Here is a 22693-nt window from a genome sequence, read left to right as displayed (position 1 = left end):
AACATTTTCTGCAATCTTTTTACAGTGATACACTCCTAACCGCATTGCAGCTTCCCGCCACCACCCGGCCGACGTCTCAGACACCCGGTTGCTACCGCAGGAAAATGCACAACGGGCCCTTCCCTACTATATAAATAGACAGACACCTTCCGAGCCTCTATGAAATTCTGTTCCGAGTGCGGTCAGACAGTATCCCAGCAGATTCCTCCCGATGACACGCGGCTGCGCTATGTCTGCAGCAATTGCGGAGCGATCCATTATCAGAATCCCAAGATGGTGGTCGGCTCGGTCCCGGTATGGGAACAGGATGGCCAGGTCAAGGTGCTGCTGTGCAAGCGCGCCATCGAGCCGCGCCTGGGTTACTGGACCCTGCCGGCCGGTTTCATGGAAAACGATGAAACCACAGAAGACGCCGCCCGCCGCGAAACCGAAGAGGAAGCCGGTGCCCGCATCCAGTTGCACGAACTGTTCTCGCTGGTCAACGTGCCCCACGTGCATCAGGTCCACCTGTTCTACCGCGCCACCCTGCTCGACCTCGATTACCAGGCCGGCATCGAAAGCCTCGAAGTCGATCTCTATACAGAAGACCAGATCCCCTGGCAGGACATCGCCTTCCCCACGGTGGAATTCACCCTGCGTGCCTTCTTTGCCGATATGAAGAAAGTGCGCAGCGGTGAAGGCAGCTTCACGCTGCACACCGAAGACATCCGCCGCCGCATGATCTGATCCGCAGGAACACGCATGATCGCCTGGCTGGATCTGGACACGCCCTTCCCCGATGTCTCCCGCGCCCTGGCCGATCCGGCCGGACTGCTGGCGGCAGGAGCGGACCTGTCACCGCAGCGGCTGCTGGAAGCCTATCGCCACGGTATCTTCCCCTGGTTCTCCGAGGGCCAGCCCATCCTCTGGTGGAGTACCGATCCGCGCATGGTGCTGCGCACCGATCAATTCGTCGTCTCCGACAGCCTCAAGAAAACCCTGCGCCGCGTCGAACGCAGCCGCCACGGCGACGGCCTGTGGCAGGTCAGCTTCGACACCGCCTTCGAACAAGTCATGCAGGGCTGCGCCGGGCCGCGCCGGCATGAACAGGGCACCTGGATTTCCCCCGAGATCATCGAAGGCTATACCGGCCTGCATCACGCCGGTTTCGCGCATTCCTCGGAAGTCTGGCTCAACGGCGAACTGGTGGGCGGCGCCTATGGAGTGTCGATCGGGCGCATGTTCTATGGCGAATCGATGTTTGCACGGGTGAGCGATGCCTCCAAGGTGGCCCTGGCGCATCTGGTGTTCTTCCTGCGCAGCCACGGCGTGGAGATGATCGACTGCCAACAGGAAACCTCCCACCTGGCCTCACTGGGCGCGCGCCCGATTGCCCGCAGCGACTTCCTGCGCCATCTGCGCGCGGCCATCCAGTGGCCGCAGATCCGTGGCTGGGCACCGCTGAACCTGCTGGAGACCGGCATCCCGTCGGGCCGGCGCGACTGAGCGCGGCGCCGTTCTTCACTGCGGCCATCAAAATGGTGTAAATTGGAACCTGACTCCACGGACCGCCCGGCGCGCTCGAGCCTCTCGCCGCCGGCCTCCCGCAAGACAGGACAGGACGCACATGACGCATCTCAAAGACTTGCCGTTCTCCACGTTGCAGTTCTATGCAACCGCGCCCTACCCGTGCAGCTATCTCGATGACCAGCAGGCCCGCTCGCAAGTGGCCACGCCATCACACCTCATCAATGCGGATGTGTATTCGGAACTGGTCAAGACCGGCTTCCGGCGCAGCGGCATCTTCACTTACCGCCCCTATTGTGACGGCTGCAATGCCTGCACCCCGGTACGCATCCGCGTGGCCGACTTCGAGCGCAACCGCAGCCAGCGCCGCGCCTGGGAACGCAATCGCGGCCTGCAAACCCTGGTCACCAACCTGACCTACGCCCACGAACACTACGAGCTCTACCTGCGCTACCAGTGCGCCCGCCATGCCGGCGGCGGCATGGACCAGGACAGCCGCGACCAGTACGCGCAGTTCCTGCTGCAGAGCAAGGTCAACACCCGGCTGGTGGAATTCCGCGAGGCCGACGGCACGCTGCGCATGGTCAGCATCATCGACGTGCTCAATGACGGGCTCTCCTCGGTCTATACCTTCTTCGATCCCGACCTGCCGACAGCCTCCTTCGGCACCTACAACATCCTCTGGCAGATCGAGCAGGCACGCCAGCTGGAGATGCCCTACGTCTACCTCGGCTACTGGATCAAGAAAAGCCAGAAGATGGCCTACAAGACCAACTACCAGCCGCTGGAAGCCTTGCATCAAGGTGAATGGCACCTGCTGGAGGGTTGAAGCGGCGTTCACCTCTGTGGCGCCGCGTCTGCAAAAACGCGCGCAATCGCATCAAATTGCCCTGTGCCACGGCATCAGGCGGGGAATGCGCGGCGGCTCGCGTTAGAATAGCGGCAGTTTTTTCTGCCCTCTTCCTTTCCTGATCGTCCCATCGTGTCCGACAAATTCCTCTACGCGCTCGCGCGTCCGCTACTGTTTTCCCTGGAACCCGAAACCGCGCACCACCTGGTGCTGCCCGCGCTGCGCTGCGCCGCACGCTACAGCCTGACCGATTTCATCACCAAGAAACCGGCCGCAGACCCGCGCACGGTCATGGGCATCACCTTCCCCAACCCGGTCGGCATGGCCGCCGGGCTGGACAAGGATGGCGCCTACATCGACGGCCTGGCCGCGCTGGGCTTCGGTTTCATCGAAGTCGGCACGGTCACGCCGCGCGCCCAGCCGGGCAATCCGCTGCCGCGCATGTTCCGCCTGCCGGCCGCCAGCGCCGTGATCAATCGCATGGGCTTCAACAATGGCGGCGTGGATGCCTTCGTGGCCAATGTGCAATCCTCGCGCTTCTACCAGGAACGCCAGGGCGTGCTGGGCCTGAACATCGGCAAGAACGCCGATACCCCCATCGAGCGCGCCGCCGAGGATTATGTCCACTGCCTGGAAAAGGTCTATCCCTACGCCAGCTATGTGACGGTGAACATTTCTTCACCCAACACCAAGAACCTGCGCCAGCTGCAGGGCGCCTCCGAACTGGATGCGCTGCTGTCGCAGCTGAAATCGGCCCAGCGCCGCCTGGCCGACCGCCATGGCCGCTACGTGCCGGTGGCGCTGAAGATCGCGCCGGACATGGATATGGAACAGGTCAAGAACGTCGCCGACGCGCTGCTGCGCCACCAGATCGATGGCGTCATCGCCACCAACACCACCATCACCCGCGATGCCGTGCAAGGCATGCCGCATGGGGAAGAAGCCGGCGGGCTGTCGGGCAAGCCGGTGCTGGAGCTGTCCAACCAGGTGATCCGCGGGCTGAAGGCCGAAGTGGGCGATGCCCTGCCCATCATCGGTGTGGGCGGCATCTTCAGCGGTGCCGATGCACGCGCCAAGATCGATGCTGGCGCATCACTGGTGCAGCTCTATACCGGTCTGATCTACCAGGGACCGGCGCTGGTGCATGAATGCGCCGAGGCGCTGCGCGCTCCGGTGGCTGCTGCGGCGGCTCACCACTGAGCCATCACGGCACGTACAAACGAAAACAGCAGGCCAGGTGCCTGCTGTTCTTCTTTGCGGCGGCGTAGGCCGATCCGATCAATGCCTCGCTCAGTCCTTGGACGACTCCTTCTTGAGGTTGAAGATCCGGCGCGCATTGGCATCGGATTCGGACTTCTTTTCAAAATCGGTCTTTTCGCAACCGGCCAGCACAACGCCGACGACCAGCGTCAGCAGCATGACGACGACACGCATGATATTCCCCTGAAAATTCGGATGAGGCCCGTGATGGCCGCACTCCCTCGCCCGAGGGCAGGCGGACAGCACCGCAGAATGGGCCTCTGCGGGCAGCACATCGGGCCGGCAGGCGCCATTTTATGCGCAAAAGATCACCATACGGCAACTATGAGTGAAAGTTTTCGCTCGAAACCGGTTGGCCGTCCCCTCTATAATGGCAGGCTTCCGGCGGCCAGACCGTCGCCCTGCATTGTGTCCATGTCCGTCAATACCATCGCCATCAATCGTGAGATGCGCCGTTTCGATGACCACGCCAGTGTCTGGCTGTTCGGTTACGGCTCGATCATTTTCAAGGCCGACTTTCCCTACCTGGAGCGCCGTGCGGCGCACATCACAGGCTGGGCGCGGCGCTTCTGGCAAAGCTCGCACGATCACCGTGGCACCGCCGAAGCGCCCGGGCGCGTGGTGACGCTGGTGCCGGAGGAAGGCGCCGTGTGCGCCGGCATGGCCTACCTGATCACGCCGGAAGTCTTTGCCCATCTGGATCACCGTGAAAAGAACGGGTATCTGCGTCTGGCCACGGCGATGACATTCGAAGACGGCCAACAGGCCGAGGGCCTGATCTACATCGCCGCCGAGGACAACGAAGCCTTCGCCGGCCCGGCCAGCGAGCTGGAGATCGCCCGCCAGATCGCCGGCGCGGCTGGTCCCAGCGGGCGCAACAGCGAGTACCTGCTCAAGCTGGCCCAGGCCCTGCGCGAGCTGGGGGCCGAAGACAGCCACGTCTTCGCCATCGAACGCCATCTGCTGCAACTGGCTCCGCAGCAGGCCTTGCTATCGTCCGCGCCACAGCCCTGAGCACCGCATTGCACACTCAACAAGGAAGAAGAACATGATCAAGACCTTCGCCGCCGGCCTCACCATCGCCCTGACCCTGGCCGCCTGCACCACCCCGATCCAGCGTACCGCCAGCGGGGACATTCCCCCCGCCCGCGTCTACATCAAGAGCATGACCGAGCAGGCCGCAGGCCTGTCGCAGATCACCTTCAGCCGCGCCGGCGGCCTGCTCAACAACGAGTTGCTGGAACTGGCCATCAACGACGTGGTGCTGGCCCAGATCGCCGGTGGCGAACACCTCTCGATCTGGCTCAAGCCCGGCAGCTACGATTTCAGCGTCAAGCGTGCGCAGCCGCTGAGCAGCAACGCGGCCGCCGCAGTGGCCCGGCTGACCCTGCCCGTGTCCCAGGGCGGTAACTATCAGGTGCAGATCAACACCGAGCTGCGCGGCCTGACGATGGAGCTGGCCAAGTAAGCCGCGCGGCATCGCCCACAACACACAGCATCGGATTACGTTGTTTTCCGACACTGCCGCTGTCGTACGGATGAAACACTGTACCAGGTGGCAGCCTGTTCCCGCTCCGAACAAATTACACAATACATTGATTTATAAGGATTTTTTTCCAACAATACGGCCACAGCGACGCCGCCCGGCAACATTATTCACGAACTAGATAACTGGTATTGGGATTCAAAATTGGAAGCGCGCCCGTGAAGCGAATATATTGCAATGCAACAGATCAATTTTTTCCTCACGGAGCTCACCATGAACATCGTCGCCGACATCCTCCCGTACACCCTGCTCATCGGCGCCATGGTCGCGCGCTACCTGATTTCGGTCAAGTAAGCAGCCCCCTGGCCGGGCCATCGCCAGCCTCCATAAAGAGGCGGCGCAAGGTTACGGAGCAGTCTTGAAAAGCGGTCATTGTCGCGTTGCAACGCTGACAAGCCGCTTTTTCTTTTTGGGCTCACGCCATCAAGATTTGCACTTTTTCGGTGCGCATTTGCACCATTATCATCATTGCTGATATCTGAGAAGGTTCAAGCTTACCAAACTCAAGCGTATGCCCGCACTTGCAAAGCGGCTGCAGAGCATTACACTCGCAAGCTTCGCCAACGCAACGAAAGTGATGCATGAAGCGACTTGCCTTTCTCCTCGCCGCCTCTACCCTCCTGATGGCCCTGCAGGGCTGTGCCTGCGCGCCCGGCTTCGTCGGCTTTGACAGCCGCTGCCAGTTCAAGAACGTTCCCAGCGGACAGCCCTGAATAAAGAAAAGCGCCGGATTGGCTCCTCACGGAGCCCGTCACGGCTCTTTACATGCGTAATTCCAGGTTAATGGCGAACCCGCTTTACGCGGGCTTTTGCCTATCCTCTTCTCACTGACCAGCGCCCCGGTCTTTCTTATTCCGCTGAGGGCAACTGTCGCAGCCACTCTCGCAAATCGTGCATGGCCTGCTCGCGCAGCCCGGCTTGCTCGTTGAAGATCTCATGGTAGGCCGAGGCATACCAGTGCAGCGTCTTGTGCGGCCCCGGCAAGGCCTCGAAGAACGCCCGGCTGCCGCGCGGTGCCACGAAGGCATCGTCGCCGGCCACCTGCAGCAGCACCGGCCGGGTGAATTGCCCGGCATCGCGGGCCGCCTGGTGCATGGCGTCCAACATGAAGTTGAGCATGCGCGGCGCGATCTTGCCGTGGTTCAGCGGATCCTCCCGATAGGCCCGCACCTGATGCGGGTCATGCGAGATGCGCTGGGCCGGCAAGGCCGTCGGCAGTGCCAGGCCGGGGGCGATGGCCGAGGAGACCTTCAGCAGCAGCCGCTGCCAGCCTGACAGGTCCAGCGCCAGTGCCGGCGAAGACAAGGCCAGCGCGCGCACCGGGCTGAAGCCACCGGTAGCAAACCGCGCCGCCACCAGCCCGCCCATGCTGTGGCCGAACAGAACCGGCGTGCACTGGGTGCGGCGGCTGAAATCATCGAAGCTCTGTTTCAGGTCGCGCAGCAGGTCGTCCGGCTGAATCAGGCTACCCTGCCGCCCGGCCGAATGGCCGTGGCCGCGATGGTCGCAAATGCGTACCGACATGCCAGCCTCGTTGAACAGGCGCGCCAGCGCACCATAGCGCCCGCCGTGCTCGCCCAGGCCATGCACCATCTGCACGGCTGCGGTGGCACCGGGCAGCAGCCAGTCGCGGCAAAAGAGGCGGGTGCCGTCGGCGGCGTCGATCCAGTGTTCCTGCACGGGGATGGGGTGGCTCATGGTCTCTCGATGGTGGAAGGGGCCGGGTTGTCATCAACGCGCCGCGCGCGCCAGCCCTTGCGCAGGCGGCGGCTCTGGCGCAGCGCCAGGTGCAGCGAGGCCGCCCAGGAGAGCGGACGCGGATGCACTACCGCCCGCAGCGCACGCGCATAGTCCAGCACCATGCCAGGGGTCCAGGCCATGGTGACGGCGCGTTTGCGGATCTGGCTGGCGACCCAGATTTCAGGGGTGAACATCATCCGCATCGCATTGAACCAATGCCGGTCGCGCCCGCCGATGACGCCTTCCAGCGCCGCCTCCAGTGCATGCGCGACGGTGCTGGAACAGTTGCGGTAGGTCAGGTTGTAGACCTCGGTCTGGCGGTAATGCTGCCAGAAGCGGTCCAGCGAAGCCCGGCGGTAGTCGCGGAAGACGATCTTCTCGGTCGATTCGCACCAGGCCGCAGCCTCGCTGCGGTAATCCGCCAGGTAGCGACCTTTGACGTCATTGTCGGCGGTGGCCCGCAAGAGGCGGGCGAACTGGTCCGGCGAGCGGTCGATTTCCTCGGCCGGGTACAGGCTGATGTACAGATCGGGCAGGATCTCCAGCGCCGCATGGCCGGTCGAGATGACGCCATGGATGTCGACGGCGGCGATGTAGCGATCGATCACCGGCTGCCGCCGCGCCGGTCCCCTGGCGCTGCCGGTGGGGGTCCACACGTGTACCGTCATGGGCGGCAGCGGCCCGGCTGCGGGCGTGGCCGGGGCCGGGCCGAGCAGCAGCGCCTGCAGGTCGGGCGCGCCATCATGCAGGCCGGCATCGAAGGGCCGCTCATCGCTGCCGTTGCGCTCGGCCAGCACGTCGGCCGCGGCCTGCTGCGGCAGCATGCGGCTGCGCAGGGCCAGCCAGATCATGTTCCAGCCGCCAAAGATCAGGCCCAGCGCCAGGCAATACGGCACGGTGCCCTTGTAATGCGTGGGATAGGGCTGGAAGAAGACGATCGCCAGCACGATCTGCACGATGCCGCCGAACATGGCCGCGCGCCAGCGCGGGAAGCGCACCACCAGCGCCGAGGTGATCTGCAGGGCGCCGCCGATGGTGAAGGCAATGCCAAAGAGCATGGCCAGCGCCATGTTGCTGGCCTGGTGCTGGGTGATGACCAGCACTGCAATGAGCAGGAACAGCCCGCCCTTGACCTGGCGCAGCGTCTTCTGCGCACCCATGCCACTGTTGGCCACCCACAGGGTGACCAGGCTTTCCAGCAAGAGCAGGTAGCCGAACAGGGTCAGCGGGAAATTGAGCACGCCGTCGAGCGCATCGATCATCAGCGAGACGCCGATGGTGCCCCAGGCCAGGCCGGCGACGGCGAGGGCGTGCCAATTGCGGCGGATGAAATCGGCGCCCAGCAATAACAAGACGAGTCGTATCACGGCATTCCCTTGGGCTTGCGCCCTTCCCTTTGCGATCCCGCATTCTCGGGGATTCGCTGCAGCGAGGCAAATCGGCAGGGTGCAAGGCTGGATCAAGCACACGCAATCGCGCACAATGCCGGGCTGACTTCCTCTTGCCGCCGCCCCATGTTCATGTCCATGTCCTTGCCGGTCCTGATCTCCGCCCTTGCCAGCAGCCTCTTGCTGCCGCCCGTCTCGCCCGTGCTGCTGTGCCTGGCCGGCTGGTGGCTGCGGCGCCGTGCGCCACGTGCCGGGCTGGCCTTGATGCTGCTGGGAATGGCGGTGCTGCTGGTGCTCAGTACGCGCATCGGCGCCCGCTGGGTGATCCGGCCGCTGGAAGCGCAATATCCCGCCCTGTCCAGCCCCGGCAATGCCCAGGCCATCGTCATCCTGGGCGCAGGCCGCGTGGACCAGGCCCCGGAATACGGTGGCAGCGATGATTCCACCGCCATCGGCATGAAGCGGCTGCAATATGGCGCCTACCTGGCGCGCCAGACCGGCTTGCCGATCCTGGTGACGGGCGGCAGCCCTGACGGTTCGCCGGAAAGCGAAGCATCGTTGATGGCGCGCGACCTGCAGCGCGACTTCGACGTGCCGGTCCGCTGGCAGGAAGCCCGCGCCGACACCACCGCCCAGAACGCCAGTTATTCGGCCGCCATGCTCAAGGCCGATGGCGTCGAGCGTATCCTGCTGGTCACCGACAGCATCCACATGCCGCGCGCCATGCGTGCATTCGCGCAGACGGGTCTGCAGGTGCAGGCCGCGCCCACCCTGTTCTTCGGCAACGCCCGCGCACGTCCGACCGATATCCTGCCGCGCGCCGGCAATCTGGAACTGGCCAGTTATGCCCTGCGGGAGCGGATCGGCCAGCTGTGGTATCGCGCTCGCACTGCCGTTGGTCAGTAAAAGCGTGCAGTGCAGCACAAGCCAAGCGCAAAAATGAGCACACTTGCTCCTCCTGTTTCGGCATTCATCCTGGCAACACGGCAGTAAAGTGAGAAAGTCGCGAGTATTCCGCCTGCAAAGCCCGTGACCAACAAGCTTCACTTCGAAACAACAATGCTCACAGAAGGCGATGCATCCAGCCTGCACGGCAAGGCGCAATCGCCCCGGCGCAACGACGCCAAGGGCACTTTGACACAAATTGGGAGATCACCTCATGGGCCAGTTGTCCTTCAGCAAAAAGCTGTGGCTGCCACTCGTACTTAGCCTCATTGCACTGCTGGCTATTTCCGTCTTCAGCGCCTTCATGGTGCGCGACGTGCGCCTGGAAGAGCGCAAGAACGACCTCAGCAACATCGGCCAGACCGCGCTGTCCATGGTCAAGGCCTACGGCGCGCTGGCCGACAGCGGCGCCCTCACCAAGGAAGAAGCACAAAAGCGCGCCAAGGCCGCCGTGAAGAGCCTGCGCTACGGCACCGATGGCTACTTCTCGATTTCCACCTCGGCTCAGATCATCATCATGCACCCGATCAAGACCGAACTGGATGGCAAGGACCTGACCAACTTCAAGGACCCGGCCGGCACCAACCTGTTCGTCGAGATCACCAAGGCCGGCAGCAAACCCGGCGGCGGCTTCGTCAACTACCTGTGGCCCAAGGTGGGCGCCGACAAGCCGGTGCCCAAGACCTCCTTCGTGATTGCCTATCAGCCCTGGGACTGGAACCTGACCACCGGCGCCTACATGGATGACATCAACGCGGCCTTCATGCGTACCCTGACCCAGATGGCGATCCTTTTCGCCGTGGTGGCCGCCGCCCTGGTGGCGCTGGTGATCGTGATCAACCGCGGCATCCTGCGCACCGTCGGCGGCGATCCGGCCAAGGCCGCCGAGGTGGCCAACCGGATCGCCCAGGGCGACCTCACCCCCAACATCGAGACCGCGCCCGGCGACCGGAGCAGCCTCCTCTACGCCGTGCGCAGCATGCGCGATTCGCTCCTGGGCACCATCGCCAACATCAAGACCTCGGCCGACACCATTGCCACGGCCAGCCACGAAATCGCCAGCGGCAACCTAGACCTGTCACACCGCACCGAGCAGCAAGCCGGATCCATCGAGGAAACCGCATCGGCCATGGAAGAACTGACGGCCACCGTCAAGCAGAACGCCGACAATGCCCGCCAGGCCAACCAGCTGGCCGAATCGGCCTCCGAAGTGGCGATCCAGGGCGGCAGCGTGGTGGGCCAGGTGGTGCAGACCATGGAAGGCATTACCGACAGTTCACGCAAGATTGCCGACATCATCGGCGTGATCGACGGCATCGCTTTCCAGACCAACATCCTGGCGCTCAACGCGGCGGTGGAAGCGGCCCGTGCTGGCGAGCAGGGCCGCGGCTTTGCGGTGGTGGCCTCGGAAGTGCGTTCGCTGGCCCAGCGCTCGGCTTCGGCAGCCAAGGAAATCAAGACCCTCATCGACGACTCGGTGACCAAGGTCGATACCGGCAGCAAGCTGGTCGAACAGGCCGGCGCCACCATGACCGAAGTGGTGGCCAGCGTGCGCCGCGTCACCGATATCGTCGGCGAGATCAGCTCGGCCAGCCAGGAACAGAGCGCTGGCATCGCCGAAGTCGGCCGCGCCATCACGCAGATGGACGAGGGTACACAGCAGAACGCCGCACTGGTGGAACAAGCCGCTGCCGCCGCGCAATCGCTACAGGACCAGGCGGCCACCCTGGCCGGACTGGTGGGGCATTTCCAGATCGATGGCAGCCAGCCCCACGCAACGACGGTCACGCCGGTGACTGCCAAGCCGGCAGCGCGGCCGGCCCCTGCCGTAGCCCCGGCCGCAGCGGCATCGCGCAAGCCAGCTGCACCGCAAGCCGCCCGTGCGGCCATCGCCGCCCCCAAGGCCGCACCCGCCAAACCTGCTGCAGCGCCGAAGACAGACAAAGCGGAAACAGCCGCTGCCAAGCCAGCCGGCAAAGCCTCGCGCCTGCCGGCCGGGGCAGATGACGGAGATTGGGAAACCTTCTGAAGCACCCCGATTCCTGCGTAGCCAGCCCGCCTTGTGCGGGCTTTTTCATTGGGTGCGCCGGGCGATTGATTCAGGCCAGCGCTGCCAGGTTTTCACCCACCAGGCGGCCGATCAGGCCGCTATCGGGCGCCACCGCCAGGGCGCGCGCCGTGTCCTGCTTGCCGGTGGCAATGAGGCCCTGGTCATGCGGCGCAATGGTGTATTCGCTATGGCAGGCCGGGCAGTACAGCGTATCGCCCGCCGACGCATGGCGCGGCCGCACCACCACCGGGCCGCAGGACAGGCAGCGTTGCAAGGGAATGCCCTCGTCGCTGTGGCCGACGATGTGAGCCAGTTCCGCATGTTCCTGCAAGCCGATGAAGAGCCGGCCCAATGAGGCATCGAATTGCTTGCCCAGCTCGCCCTCGATGATCTCCATCGCGCGTGCAATGGGCATGCCGCTGCGATAGGGACGCGTACTGGTCATGGCGTCGAAGGCATCACAGATGCCGACGATGCGCGCAGCCAGCGGGATGTCCTCGCCGCGCCGTCCATAGGGATAGCCACGGCCATCGGGGGTTTCGTGATGCAGCAGCACGGCGTCTTCGGCCAGGGCGGCCAGCGGGTGGCCGGCCAGCATCCGATAGCCGATCTCCGGATGGGTCTTGATGACGGCATATTCGGTCTCGTCTAGGCGCGATTTCTTGCCCAGCACGGCATCGGGAATGCCGATCTTGCCCAGGTCATGCAGGAAAGCACCGATGGTGATGCGCGCCACCTGCTGCGGCGGCAATCCGGCCGACTCGGCCAGCAGGCGCGAGAGCCGCGCCACCCGCCACAGATGGCCCCCCGTGTAGGGATCGCGCGCCTCCACCGCCCAGGCGAGCAGGAACAGGCTCATCAGCAACTGCTCGTCACGCGCGGCCTGGCGCGCGACGGTCTTGCGCGTGGCACGCTGCCACAGGGAAAGCAAACTCATCCGGTTACTCCTCGGGAATCATCATCGTGAATCAGGCGGATATCAACCTCGCGGTCAACGAAATTCCATTCGGCGCTCTCGCGCAAGCGGCCGACCAGTTCTTCGAAGGCAGCGGCGTGTTCCGGTGCATATTCGAACCAGGTCAGGAAATCGAAGGGCTGCCCCAGTTCGCGTGCATGGTAGAGACGGCGGGCGATGGGCGGAAGATATTCCAGCCCGATGGCGATGTGGTGCGATTGTTCTTCCAGGATGGCACGGCGCTCGTCCTGCCCCAGCGCCCACCAGGCCGCCGTCTTGCGAATCGGGATGAGTGCAGCGCAACGTGCCTCCGGCCGGCCCAGGCCCTGCTGTACCGCGCCCAAGGTATCGAGTTCGCGCCGCGTGGCATAGCGCGGATGGCCGGTCGTGCCATCCAGGCGCCACTGCGCGCGGGCGGCCGTGGCGGCGTCCACCTCGGCGGGATCGAGAACGGCCAGCCGTTCGGCCAGCGCCAGCGGGTGGCCCACCACGGGACTGACGCGCTCGATGCGCCACGCGCCGCTGCTGCCGGCCACGAAGGCCGTAGGGATCACACTCATGCTCAGTCTCTCCGGAAATTACCAGCGCAACAGGCGCGGACCCAGCAGCAAGCCCACCGCTGCCGGAATGAGGATGCCCAAGAGGTACCAGACGCCCCAGAATGGAACTCCCATCTCGGGACAATGCAGGCAATACACCATCGTCGCAGTCGCCCCGGCCAGCAGCCCCGCAACCGCACCGGTCAGGCGCAGGCGCGTCGGTGCCATGCCGCGCACGGCCCAGAAAATGCCGATGAACAGCGGAACGGACAGCAGCGCGATATTGAAGGGGCAGCTACGCCAGCTGATGCCCATGAGCAGCGGCAGGCGCTGGGCTACCGGCGCACTGACCAGCACCAGCGCACCACCGGCCCAGACCACCAGACTGGGCAAGGCGATGCCCGCCCAGCGCACGCCCACGCGCAACCCCGGACGTACCAGGCGCCGCAGCACCAGCATGGCGCCCACGGCCAGCGTCGTCGGCAGGGCCAGCTTGATCCAGAACAGGGGCACACCCAGCATCACGGTGAGGTCGGGGCGCAGCCCGTAGATCGCCAGCATCAGCAGCAGCGAACCCAGGCCGCCCAGCAGCAGTGCCTGGGCCATCTGCCTGGCCGGCAGGCGGCGGTCCACCGGCGCCACGCCGCTGGACATCATGGAAATGAGGTCTTCAGTCTTCATGTTTGCAGTTTCTCCCGTATCTTCAGGGCCAGGGCCTTGAGGCCGCGATGGATGCCCACTTTGACGGCCGATTCCGACATCCCCGTCAGTTGCGCCGTCTCGGCCACCGACAGACCTTCCAGCTTGACGTGCAGGATCGGCAGGCGCTGCTTGTCGGGCAACTCCTCCAGCAGGGCGCCGACGTCGCGCCGGGCCTGGGCCGGTTCGTCGTCGCAGGTGGCCAGCAGGTCGTGCTCTTCTTCCAGCGGATCGTGGAAGGCTTCACGACGTGAACGGGCGCGCAGGAAATCCATCAGCTTGTAGCGGGCAATGGCATGCACCCAGGCCGTCAAGGGCTGCTCAGGGCGATAGGTATGGCGTGCGTTGTGGATGGCCAGCAGGGTTTCCTGCACCACATCCTCGACGTCATCCTGCAGGTGGACCAGACGCTTGCGCAGGAAGGCGCGCAGACGGCCGCTGAGCTCGGCGAGGAAATGGCGATAGGCCACGGCATCGCCGTCAAGGCCGGCCAGCAGCAGCATGCGCAGGCGCTCCTCGGCAGGATGCGACGGTTTGCCGGGACGGCCCGCCACATCATCCGGCAAGACCGGGCCGCCAGTGGCCAACAGGAAAGGACTTTCAGTCATGGCAATGCCGCGAAATCACCAACGAAGCAGCCATGGGCCGCACAAGGCGCCAGCCCCCGTCGGCAGCGCCACCCCCAGTACATACCAGACGCCCCAGAACGGCGGCGCCATCTCCACGCAATAAAGTGAATAGACTAGCACGCCCTGTGCCCCCGCCACCAACCCGGCCACCGCGCCTGCCGCGCGCAGCCGGGTAGGCGCCAGCCCGCGCAGGAACCACAGCATGGCCGCCAGGGTGGGCAGCGACAGCAAGGCCACATTGGCCGAACACACCTCCCAGCTGCTGCCCAGCAGCAGTTCCAGACGCTGCGAGGGCGGCGCCAGCGCCAGCCAGCTGCCACCGGCCAGCCACAGCAGGGCCGGCGGCAACAGCAATCCCGCTGCCGGTGCCAGGCCGATGCGCATGCCCGGCAGCGCCAGCCGGGACGCGGCCAGTTGTCCCGCCAATAGTGCAGCCAGCGGAAACGAGACCTTCATCCAGAACAGCGGCTGCTGCAACAACTCGCGCAGATCGCTGCGCACCCCGTAAAGGATGGCCAGCAGCAGCGCCGCCCCCATCAGCCCCAAGGCCAGCGCCACGGCCATGCGCGCGGCCACGTTGCGCACCAGGGTGCGCTGGCCGGGGCCGGCAGAACCTCCGGTGCCGGTGGCCAGCATATTGACCAATTCCATCGTTTTCATTCACATCCCCCTGTGTAGCCCCTGCGGGCGGACTGCGCAACGGCGCGCTCTCTTGTGTATTCGTTCATAAAACCGTTTTGGTTACAGCCGCCGCGAAAAATATTCCTTCAAAAAATTTTCGATCCGCTGTAACCGGCCAGCCTCCGCCTGCGAATTAACCATCAGATCGGCCGCCTGGAGCAATACACGGGCTGGTACCGATCAGTGTCATCTTCCACATCATCCCTTTTTTAGGAGCACACCATGAACCACCGCCTCGTCGCCACCGCCGCCCTGACCCTCGCTACCCTCGCTTCGGGCGTGGCCATGGCACAAGACAAGCAACCGATGAACAAGACCGCCGTCGAGAAGTGCTATGGCGTCTCCATGGCCGGCCAGAACGACTGCAAGGCCGGCGAAGGCACCACCTGCGCCGGTACCGCCAAGATGGATTACCAGGGCAACGCCTGGAAGAACGTCCCTGCCGGTACCTGCACCTCCATCAAGACCCCGCGCGGCATGGGTTCGCTCAAGCCGATCTGAGCCAACGGGAATCCGTCGCCATGACAGCGCACCTCCTCACCGCCGGCCTGGGCCTGAAGCCCCAGCATTTCGATGCAGCGCTGGCCTGCCCGGCACCGGGCCTGTGGTTCGAAGTCCATCCGGAGAACTACCTGATGGACGGCGGCCCCCGACTGGCCTGGCTGCACGCCATCCGGGAGCAGCATCCGGTGGCCTTGCACGGGGTGTCGCTGTCACTGGCCGGGCCCGACGCGCCCGATCCCGGTCACCTGCGCCAGCTGGCGCAGCTGGCCGAGCGCATCGAACCGGTACTGATCTCCGAGCACCTGGCCTGGTCGCGCGCCGGTGGCCATTACCTGCCCGACCTGCTGCCGGTGCCGCGTACCGCCGAGACCCTGGCGCAGCTGGCCGCCAACATCAGCCGGACCCAGGATGTCTTGAAGCGCCGCATCGCGCTGGAAAATCCTTCCCACTATCTGCGCATGGACCAGCACAGCTGGAGCGAACCGGAATTCCTGCAGGAGCTGGTGCGCCGCACCGGTTGCGGCTTGCTGGTCGACGTCAACAATGTGTACGTGAGCGCCTGCAACCTGGGCATTGATGCCCGCCAGTATCTGGATCAGTTGCCGGCCGACGACATTCTCGAAATCCACCTGGCCGGCCACAGCGCCGATGCCAGCCTGCCCGGCCTGCTGGTCGATTCGCATGACGCCCCGATTGCGGCCCCGGTGTGGGCGCTGTACCAGCATCTGCTGGCGCGCACCGGTGTCCGGCCCACGCTGATCGAACGCGACGGCAACGTCCCGGCCTTCGACGCACTGCTGGCCGAGCGCGAGCGCGCCAGTACCTTGCTGCAACCGGTGATGGCTGCACAAGAGGAGCAAACCGCATGAACGCGCCCGACAGCCGCTATTACGACGCCTTCCTGGAGGCCATCCTCAACGGCCGCAGCGATGATCCCGGCGTCGGCGCGCTGCTGGCCCAGCCGGCCTTTGCGGTCTATCGCAATACCGTTTTCAAGGGCTGCGCCGATGCACTGCTGGCCAACTATCCGGCCGTCCACCGTCTGGTGGGCAGCGCCTGGATGGAATCGGCCGCGCTGGAATTTGCGCATCGGCACTTGCCGCGCCAGGCCAGCCTGATTGCCTATGGCGAAGGCTTTGCCGAATTTCTCGGCACGCTGGACGCCGCGCGCGAACTGCCTTACCTGCCCGGCATCGCCACGCTGGATCGCTGCTGGACCGAATCCCACCTGGCCGCCGACCAGCCCCTGCTGGACGTATCGGCCCTGCACGTCGCGCTGGAGCGAGGCCAGGATGTCACCCTGGTACCGCATGCCGCCAGCCGCTGGCATCACGACCCGCTGCATCCGGTCTACACCATCTGGGACGCCAACCGCAGCGAGGACGGCGATACCGAACTGAGCCCTGAATGGCAGGGCGAAGGCGCCCTGCTCACCCGCCCCCACGCCCACGTGCAATGGCAACCCCTGAGCCTGGGCGGCTGCCGCTTTCTGGAAGCCTGCCGCGATGGCTGCAGCATTGCCAGCGCAGCCGGCCAGGCCCTGGCGCATGAACCCGGCCTGGATATCGGCGCCATGCTGGGCCAGCTGGTCCAGGCCGACGCCTTCACCTCGTTTCACTGAACGGAGAACCCCATGAACCAGCCAGTCACCCTGCCTGCCACCGAGCAGACGCGCACTTCCCTCTGGTCGCGCGCTGCCGACCTCGCCACACGCCTCATCAGCGAGTCCTTGCTGGCCCTGGTGGCGCGCGTGGCGATCGCCTCGATCTTCTTCCTCTCCGGGCGTACCAAGGTCACCGGCTTGCTGGACATCAAGGACAGTACTTATGTCCTGTTCCAGGAGGAATATCGCCTGCCGCTGGTGCCGCCCGAACTGGCGGCGCACCTGGCCACCTATGCCGAGCACTTCTTCCCGCTGCTGCTCATCCTGGGGCTGTTCACCCGCGGCGCCGCGCTGGCGCTGCTGGGCATGACGGCGGTCATCGAAATCTTCGTCTATCCCGATGCATGGCCCACCCATCTGTCCTGGGCCGGCCTGCTGCTGTTGCTGGTCGCACGCGGCGGCGGTGCGTGGTCGCTGGACCGGCGCCTGGGCGTACGCTGATCACTCGCAGGAGACCATCATGTTGACCACCATGAAGCTGCGTTCCGGCCTGCTGTTGGTGCTGGGCCTGTTCACCCTGGCGCTGTGGCTGGCTGTGGGCATGGCCTGGCAGGGCGCACGTTCGGCCAGCCGCGCGACCACGGCGCTGATCGAACTGTCTGACCGCCACATCCAGCCATTGCACGACACCGAGCGGCTGTTCCTGAGCACCCTGATCAACATGGACAACGCCTACATCAACCTGGTCAAGGGCGATGAGATCAAGTCCAACGACTACAGCCGGCGCGCCTCGGCTGCACTGCAGGAAGCGCGCAAGGCCTTCGAGGACTATCGCCGGGGCCTGGCGCCGGACACCTTGTCCGAGCCCGAGGCACAGCGGGTCTCCGCCGCCTACGACAGTTACGTCAAGGTGCTGAACCTGCGCGAGGTGGCGCTGTATGACGTCTCGCTGGAGGACTACGCCGCCGCCACCGTCAGCGCCGAAGCCGCCGACCGTGAATTCGCCGCGACCCTGCGCGCCGTGATCCAGCGTGCAGAACAGGTCAAGGATGGCCTGCGCCAGGCCTCCGAACGCCGCGCGGACCAGGCCCGGCTGCTGGCCATCGCCATGCTGGCGGCATCCCTGCTGCTCATCGGTGCCTGCTGGCTGCTGTTCGACCGCCTGCTGTTGCAGCCACTCAAGCGCGCGGCCGCGCATTTCGACCGCATCGCCGATGGTGACCTGAGCCGGCCGGTGCAAGGCATTTCCGGCAACGAGATCGGTGTGCTGCTGGCGGCATTGCAGCGCATGCAGCTGGGCGTGGCCAGGACCGTCGGCGACATCCGCGAGGCCACCCGCGACCTGCACCATGGCGCCGCCGACATCGCCCAGGGCAATGGCGAACTGGCACAACGCACGCAAGCCCAGGCCACTACCCTGGAAGCCACCGCCGCCACGCTGGAGCGGCTCTCCGGTGCGGTACAAAACAATGCCCAGCACGCCGAGCGCACCAATGCGCTGGCGGCCGCTGCGGCCCGGGATGCGCAACGCGGAGGCCAGGTCATGAGCGGCATTGCCGGCGCCATGGCCCAGGTCACGGCGGGTGCAGGACGCATTTCCGATATCGTCAGCCTGATCGATGGGATCGCCTTCCAGACCAATATCCTGGCGCTCAACGCTTCGGTGGAAGCCGCACGCGCCGGCAGCCAGGGACGCGGCTTTGCGGTCGTGGCCGCCGAAGTACGCTCGCTGGCGCTGCGCAGTGCCGAAGCGGCGCGCGAGGTCAAGGACCTGATCACCACCTCGATCGGCTCGGTCGACCAGGCCGCCGAGCAGGTCAGAGAGGCCGACCAGGCCATCGTCCAGATCGTGCAGTCATTCGGCAACGTCATGACCACCGTCAACGAGATCGCCACCGCCACCCGCGAACAGGCCGAAGGCATCGCCCAGGTCAGTCTGAGCCTGGCGGATATGGATCGCGCCACCCAGCAGAACGCGGCGCTGGTCGAACAGACCGCAGCGGCGGCTGATGCCCTGACGGAACAGGCGGCCACGCTCACGGCGTCGGTGGCCGTGTTCACCCTGGCCGCACCGCAGGCCACGGCGTTCAGTGACAGGGACGCCACAGACTCTGCACCGCTGCATCAACTCGCCGCATTGAGCCAATGAATTCACATCGCGCTGACGATGACACCATGAGGAGCGAACGCATGCCGTCTGCCGGGACCCTGGACGAATTGATCGAAGAAAGCTTCACATCGGCCTTCAGCCACCATGCGGCGGGCCGTCTGGAGGAGGCTGAAGAAGACTATCGCGTGACCCTGGCCATGGAAGAGCACCATGCACCGGCCCAGCATTATCTGGGCGTGCTGCTGCATCAGTGCGGCCGGCATGAAGAAGGCCTGGCGCTGATGCACGAAGCAGCACGCACGGCACCGGCCGATGCCGACTGGTGCAATGATCTCGGCAATGTGCTGTTTGCCTGCGAGCGCTTCGACGAGGCCTCCCTGGCCTACGGACAGGCCCTGGCCCTGCGCCCCGACGATGCACAGCTGTGGACCAACCTGGCCGCCGCGCGGCGTGCGCAGAAGCTGCCCCAGGCGGCCATCGACGCCTGCGAGCAAGCCTTGTTGCGCGACCCGCACTACCTCGCGGCCCTGCATCAGCTCGCCGACATCCACCTGCAGCTGGGCGACCGCATGCAGAGCTCGCGCTACCAGTGCATGGCTTTCGTGCTGCCGCCGCATGAGGGCAAGTCGCGTGAGCTGCTGGCGATCTCGTTCTATTTCCTGGGACGCGTGGCAGAAGCGGCCGAGGTGTGCCGGCTGTGGCTGCAGGAAGAGCCCGGCCACCCCATCGCCAGCCACATGCATGCCGCCTACGCCGGCTTGCCCAGCGACACGGTTCCGCGCGATTACATCGTGCGTCGCTTCGACGACTATGCCGATCATTTCGACAGCAACCTGGTCACGCACCTGGACTATCGCGGACCGCAAGTACTGGGGGCGGTACTGCAGGCTGGCTTGGCCGGGACCGGGCAGACGACCGTACTCGACGCCGGATGCGGCACCGGCCTGTGCGCGCCGGTGCTGGCGCCTCATGCACTTGCACTGGAAGGCGTCGACCTCTCCGCCAACATGTTGCGCCACGCCGCGCAGCAGGCGCCCTACACCACGCTGGCGCAAGCGGACGTGGTGGAATGGATGACGGCGCATCCGGCGCGTTACGGCCTGATCGCGGCCTGCGACGTGCTGATCTATTGCGGGCAGTTGGCGTCTTTCTTTACCGCGGCCCAGCTGGCCTTGCAGGAAAATGGCCACCTGGTCTTCACGGTGGAACTGGCCGGCGAGGAAACTGCAGCGCCCTACTATCTGCACGCCAGCGGGCGCTTCCGCCACCAGCGCAGCTATGTCGAAGAGTGCCTGCAGTCAGTGGGCATGCAGGTCCTGCTGATGCGCGAGGAAAGCCTGCGCGTAGAAATGCAACAGGCCGTGCCGGGACTGGTCGTCCTGGCACGGCGCTGAACGGGCGCGGCAGCGCCGGGCAATTGCCGGACTCAGCCGGCGGCCTGGCGAATGGCCGGCAACATGTCGGCCGGTTCCGGACGGCGGGTGTAATCAGGATTGACTTCGGCATAGACGATCACGCCGTCCGGAGCGATCACGTAACGGGCCGGCATGGGCAGCGTCCAGCTGGTATCGCCGTTGAAGGCGGGCAGCTCGTTCTTGAGCGACCGGTACAGGTCCACCAGATAGTCCGGCAGCGTGAAGCGCAGCCCGAATGCTGCCGCCACCTCATTGCCCGCATCCGACAGGATGGGGAATTCCAGCGCATTCTGACGCACGGCCTTGCGACTGTTGGCTGGCAACTGCGGAGAAACGGCGACCAGGCTGGCACCGGCCTCGCGCAACTGCGGCAGTGCTTCCTGCAGTGCCTGCAATTCCATATTGCAGTAGGGGCACCAGACGCCGCGATAGAAACTCAGCACCAGCGGTCCGCGGGCCAGCAGCTCGGCCGAGGAGACCGGCTTGCCGTCCGGATCGGCGAGCGTGAATTGCGGTGCGCGGTCACCGGCCTTGAGCGCCAGCCGCGCAGCGCCCGAGGCGATCAGTTCATCGGTGGCGCGCTGCATGGTGGCAATCACCGCGGCGGGCACGTTGTAAGGCGGCTTGCCGGCCACGAAGTCGGCTTTGAAGGCGTCCAGTTTGTCTTGCAGAGTCATGATGAAGCTCCTGTCATTGAGTAGGTTGGGTTCGCTCGGCGGTGTGCGTCACCACCGATGAAGCGCATTCTGGCCCTAATGATTCAGGAATGGCAGATAGGCAAAGGCTATAATGCCTATTCCTCTTTGGAATGGGCATGGCACTATGGATCGCTTGCTGGCCATGACGGCCTTCGTACGGGTGGTGGAAGCGGGATCGTTCTCGGGCGCGGCCCGGTTGCTGGGCGTGGGCCAGCCGGCCGTGTCCAAGACCGTCGCGCAGCTGGAAGACAAGCTCAAGGTGAAACTGCTGCTGCGCTCCACCCACGGCCTCACCCCGACCGAAGCGGGGATGCGCTTCTACGAACGCGCGCGGCTGGCCATCCAGGAAGCCGACGAAGCCGAACTGGCCGCACGCGGCGCCGGGGCCGGCCTGGCCGGACGGCTGCGGATCTCGGCGGCGCCGACCTTTGCACGGCTGTTCGTGATTCCGCACCTGCCCCTGTTCCTGGCACGTCATCCGGCGCTGGAAGTGGATGTGATCCTGGACGACCGCACCATCGACCTGATCGCCGAAGGCATCGACATCTCCCTGCGCATGGGCCGGCTGGCCGACTCCGCCAGCGTGGCGCGCAAGCTGGCCACCACGCGGCGCTCGGTCCTGGCCACGCGGGCCTATCTGGAGCGCGTCCCGGCGCCGCGCGTACCGGCGGACCTGAGCACCCATGAGACGCTGGTCTTGAGCCAGCTGGACAATGTCTGGACCTTCACGCGTGCGGGGACTGAAGTCTCGGTAATGGTGCAGGGACGGGTCCGCTTCAATGCTGCCGAGGGCATCCGCGCCGCCGTTCTGGCCGACATGGGCCTGACCATCGCCTCGGACTGGATGTTCGCGCCCGAACTGGCCGCAGGCAGCGTGGTGCGCTTGCTGGAACCATGGTCCCTGCCCGACATTGACCTCTGGGCCGTTTTTCCCACAGGCCGCCTGGCCAGCGCCAAGGCACGTGCCTTTGCCGATTTCGTGGAAGAAATCATGCTGCAGCAGCAATCCTGAAGCAATGCCCAATGGTTCCATCCCGCATCGTATTTCGACAACTCTGCCGCCATCAGCATGCCGCCAAGGCAACGCAGCAGCAACCTGCATATCCGGCCGGCAACATGAGCGAAAGAACTTTCACTTTTTGTCGCACTTTTCGACCAAGGTACAGTCGTACCGGCATCCGGCATGGCTTAAAATAGCCAGAGCTCACGACGTAATCGATTGGTACGTACCGGCCTGCCGTGCAATGAATCCCCGCTCTTCGTTGCACTGCCCAGGCGCCATGGTGCGACATCTGAAAAGGAAAGCGTAATGACGCAACCCAAAAATATCTCGGCCCTGATGTGTGAGCTCAGCGTAGCGCTGGCGGAATTGTCGGAGAAGATGAGCAATCTCTCGGTCACGCTGGAAAATTCCTACCTCGAATCCGATGCCCCCGAACCGGCCGCCCTCATGGAAGCCGCCCGGGAAACCATCGACAAGGCACGCGGCAGTTGAGTCCTGGCCGAGCTTCCGCCAGTTCGACTCACTCTCGCACAATCTCACCTCATCCGGCAGCCGGATTCTCTCCGGCCTGC

The 22693-nt window shown here is 65.0% G+C and carries 26 protein-coding genes; 17 read left to right on the top strand and 9 right to left on the bottom strand.

The features are described from left to right. Positions 1-159: 159 nt before the first annotated feature. The 4 genes from ACVC5H_RS09025 (at position 160) to ACVC5H_RS09010 (ending at position 3556) form a co-directional block, all read left to right on the top strand. Positions 160-726, top strand: a complete 567-nt coding sequence (locus tag ACVC5H_RS09025) for an NUDIX hydrolase (protein ID WP_489622000.1) — start codon at positions 160-162, stop codon at positions 724-726. Between the two features lie 15 nt (positions 727-741). Then, positions 742-1485 carry a leucyl/phenylalanyl-tRNA--protein transferase gene (gene aat, locus ACVC5H_RS09020; protein WP_489621999.1) on the top strand — a complete coding sequence of 248 codons (744 nt, stop codon included), beginning with the start codon at positions 742-744 and terminating at the stop codon, positions 1483-1485. A gap of 121 nt (positions 1486-1606) precedes the next feature. Continuing rightward, positions 1607-2335: an arginyltransferase gene (locus ACVC5H_RS09015; protein ID WP_489621998.1), complete on the top strand. Its 729-nt coding sequence runs from the start codon at positions 1607-1609 to the stop codon at positions 2333-2335. A 153-nt stretch (positions 2336-2488) separates the two neighbouring features. Next, positions 2489-3556: a quinone-dependent dihydroorotate dehydrogenase gene (locus ACVC5H_RS09010; protein ID WP_489621997.1), complete on the top strand. Its 1068-nt coding sequence runs from the start codon at positions 2489-2491 to the stop codon at positions 3554-3556. A gap of 90 nt (positions 3557-3646) precedes the next feature. Here ACVC5H_RS09010 and ACVC5H_RS09005 read toward each other — a convergent pair whose 3' ends face one another. Beyond that, positions 3647-3790 (bottom strand): hypothetical protein, encoded by a 144-nt coding sequence (locus ACVC5H_RS09005; RefSeq protein ID WP_157845704.1) that lies wholly within the window; start codon positions 3788-3790, stop codon positions 3647-3649. Positions 3791-4030: 240 nt separating this feature from the next. On the opposite strand from ACVC5H_RS09005, the gene ACVC5H_RS09000 reads away from it, so the two are divergent. The 3 genes from ACVC5H_RS09000 to ACVC5H_RS08990 all read left to right on the top strand — a co-directional run bounded on the left by ACVC5H_RS09000 (position 4031) and on the right by ACVC5H_RS08990 (position 5875). Next, a complete protein-coding gene (locus ACVC5H_RS09000; protein ID WP_489621996.1) occupies positions 4031-4630 on the top strand; it encodes a gamma-glutamylcyclotransferase in 600 nt (199 codons plus the stop codon). Between the two features lie 34 nt (positions 4631-4664). Continuing rightward, positions 4665-5084 (top strand): NAD-GH domain containing protein, encoded by a 420-nt coding sequence (locus ACVC5H_RS08995; protein WP_489621995.1) that lies wholly within the window; start codon positions 4665-4667, stop codon positions 5082-5084. 659 nt (positions 5085-5743) lie between these two features. Further along, complete coding sequence (locus ACVC5H_RS08990; protein WP_489621994.1) at positions 5744-5875, top strand: hypothetical protein; 132 nt, start codon at positions 5744-5746, stop codon at positions 5873-5875. A gap of 136 nt (positions 5876-6011) precedes the next feature. On the opposite strand, the gene ACVC5H_RS08985 is transcribed toward ACVC5H_RS08990, so the two are convergent. Both ACVC5H_RS08985 and ACVC5H_RS08980 read right to left on the bottom strand, forming a co-directional pair. Beyond that, positions 6012-6860 (bottom strand): alpha/beta hydrolase, encoded by an 849-nt coding sequence (locus tag ACVC5H_RS08985; RefSeq protein ID WP_489621993.1) that lies wholly within the window; start codon positions 6858-6860, stop codon positions 6012-6014. After that, entirely contained in the window at positions 6857-8269 is a 1413-nt protein-coding gene (locus ACVC5H_RS08980; RefSeq protein WP_489621992.1) for an HdeD family acid-resistance protein, read from the bottom strand. Before ACVC5H_RS08980 ends, ACVC5H_RS08985 begins: the two co-directional genes overlap by 4 nt. Positions 8270-8428: 159 nt before the next feature. On the opposite strand from ACVC5H_RS08980, the gene ACVC5H_RS08975 reads away from it, so the two are divergent. Together ACVC5H_RS08975 and ACVC5H_RS08970 are read left to right on the top strand one after the other, a co-directional pair. Next, positions 8429-9196, top strand: a complete 768-nt coding sequence (locus ACVC5H_RS08975; protein WP_489621991.1) for a YdcF family protein — start codon at positions 8429-8431, stop codon at positions 9194-9196. A 253-nt stretch (positions 9197-9449) separates the two neighbouring features. Next, a complete protein-coding gene (locus ACVC5H_RS08970) occupies positions 9450-11264 on the top strand; it encodes a methyl-accepting chemotaxis protein (protein WP_489621990.1) in 1815 nt (604 codons plus the stop codon). 70 nt (positions 11265-11334) lie between these two features. On the opposite strand, the gene ACVC5H_RS08965 is transcribed toward ACVC5H_RS08970, so the two are convergent. The 5 genes from ACVC5H_RS08965 to ACVC5H_RS08945 are packed head-to-tail and all read right to left on the bottom strand — an operon-like array spanning position 11335 to position 14758. Then, positions 11335-12222 (bottom strand): HD-GYP domain-containing protein, encoded by an 888-nt coding sequence (locus ACVC5H_RS08965; RefSeq protein WP_489621989.1) that lies wholly within the window; start codon positions 12220-12222, stop codon positions 11335-11337. Then, a complete protein-coding gene (locus ACVC5H_RS08960; RefSeq protein ID WP_489621988.1) occupies positions 12219-12800 on the bottom strand; it encodes a chlorite dismutase family protein in 582 nt (193 codons plus the stop codon). The genes ACVC5H_RS08965 and ACVC5H_RS08960 overlap by 4 nt, the downstream gene beginning before the upstream one ends. A gap of 18 nt (positions 12801-12818) precedes the next feature. Continuing rightward, positions 12819-13460 carry an NrsF family protein gene (locus tag ACVC5H_RS08955; protein WP_489621987.1) on the bottom strand — a complete coding sequence of 214 codons (642 nt, stop codon included), beginning with the start codon at positions 13458-13460 and terminating at the stop codon, positions 12819-12821. Beyond that, complete coding sequence (locus tag ACVC5H_RS08950) at positions 13457-14086, bottom strand: sigma-70 family RNA polymerase sigma factor (RefSeq protein WP_489621986.1); 630 nt, start codon at positions 14084-14086, stop codon at positions 13457-13459. The genes ACVC5H_RS08955 and ACVC5H_RS08950 overlap by 4 nt, the downstream gene beginning before the upstream one ends. Before the next feature lie 15 nt (positions 14087-14101). Further along, positions 14102-14758, bottom strand: coding sequence for a DUF1109 domain-containing protein (locus ACVC5H_RS08945; RefSeq protein ID WP_489621985.1), 657 nt, complete (start codon positions 14756-14758; stop codon positions 14102-14104). Positions 14759-15010: 252 nt separating this feature from the next. Between ACVC5H_RS08945 and ACVC5H_RS08940 the strand changes: the two genes are divergently transcribed. From ACVC5H_RS08940 to ACVC5H_RS08915, 6 genes are read left to right on the top strand one after another with little or no spacing between them, the layout of a single operon-like run. Next, a complete protein-coding gene (locus tag ACVC5H_RS08940; RefSeq protein ID WP_489621984.1) occupies positions 15011-15289 on the top strand; it encodes a BufA1 family periplasmic bufferin-type metallophore in 279 nt (92 codons plus the stop codon). A 20-nt stretch (positions 15290-15309) separates the two neighbouring features. Beyond that, on the top strand, positions 15310-16161 hold the full coding sequence (gene bufB / locus ACVC5H_RS08935; protein WP_489621983.1) for an MNIO family bufferin maturase: 852 nt from the start codon (positions 15310-15312) through the stop codon (positions 16159-16161). Further along, positions 16158-16913, top strand: a complete 756-nt coding sequence (locus ACVC5H_RS08930; protein ID WP_489621982.1) for an HvfC/BufC family peptide modification chaperone — start codon at positions 16158-16160, stop codon at positions 16911-16913. Before bufB ends, ACVC5H_RS08930 begins: the two co-directional genes overlap by 4 nt. Before the next feature lie 12 nt (positions 16914-16925). Continuing rightward, positions 16926-17396 (top strand): DoxX family protein, encoded by a 471-nt coding sequence (locus tag ACVC5H_RS08925; RefSeq protein ID WP_489621981.1) that lies wholly within the window; start codon positions 16926-16928, stop codon positions 17394-17396. Between the two features lie 19 nt (positions 17397-17415). Next, complete coding sequence (locus ACVC5H_RS08920) at positions 17416-19044, top strand: methyl-accepting chemotaxis protein (protein WP_489621980.1); 1629 nt, start codon at positions 17416-17418, stop codon at positions 19042-19044. Between the two features lie 41 nt (positions 19045-19085). After that, entirely contained in the window at positions 19086-20399 is a 1314-nt protein-coding gene (locus tag ACVC5H_RS08915; RefSeq protein ID WP_489621979.1) for a class I SAM-dependent DNA methyltransferase, read from the top strand. A 32-nt stretch (positions 20400-20431) separates the two neighbouring features. Here ACVC5H_RS08915 and ACVC5H_RS08910 read toward each other — a convergent pair whose 3' ends face one another. After that, positions 20432-21097, bottom strand: coding sequence for a peroxiredoxin-like family protein (locus tag ACVC5H_RS08910; protein ID WP_489621978.1), 666 nt, complete (start codon positions 21095-21097; stop codon positions 20432-20434). Positions 21098-21242: 145 nt separating this feature from the next. Here ACVC5H_RS08910 and ACVC5H_RS08905 point away from each other — a divergent pair, with 145 nt between their 5' ends. Together ACVC5H_RS08905 and ACVC5H_RS08900 are read left to right on the top strand one after the other, a co-directional pair. Continuing rightward, complete coding sequence (locus ACVC5H_RS08905; protein WP_489621977.1) at positions 21243-22130, top strand: LysR family transcriptional regulator; 888 nt, start codon at positions 21243-21245, stop codon at positions 22128-22130. 297 nt (positions 22131-22427) lie between these two features. Next, the gene (locus ACVC5H_RS08900) at positions 22428-22613 is read left to right on the top strand and encodes a hypothetical protein (protein ID WP_489621976.1); all 186 of its coding nucleotides are present in this window, start codon (positions 22428-22430) and stop codon (positions 22611-22613) included. Positions 22614-22693 lie beyond the last annotated feature (80 nt).

It is taken from the genome of Herbaspirillum sp. Her3 (genome assembly GCF_057961275.1).
The sequence above is the reverse complement of the archived record's forward strand: the minus strand, read 5'-3'. Positions and strand labels throughout refer to the sequence as shown.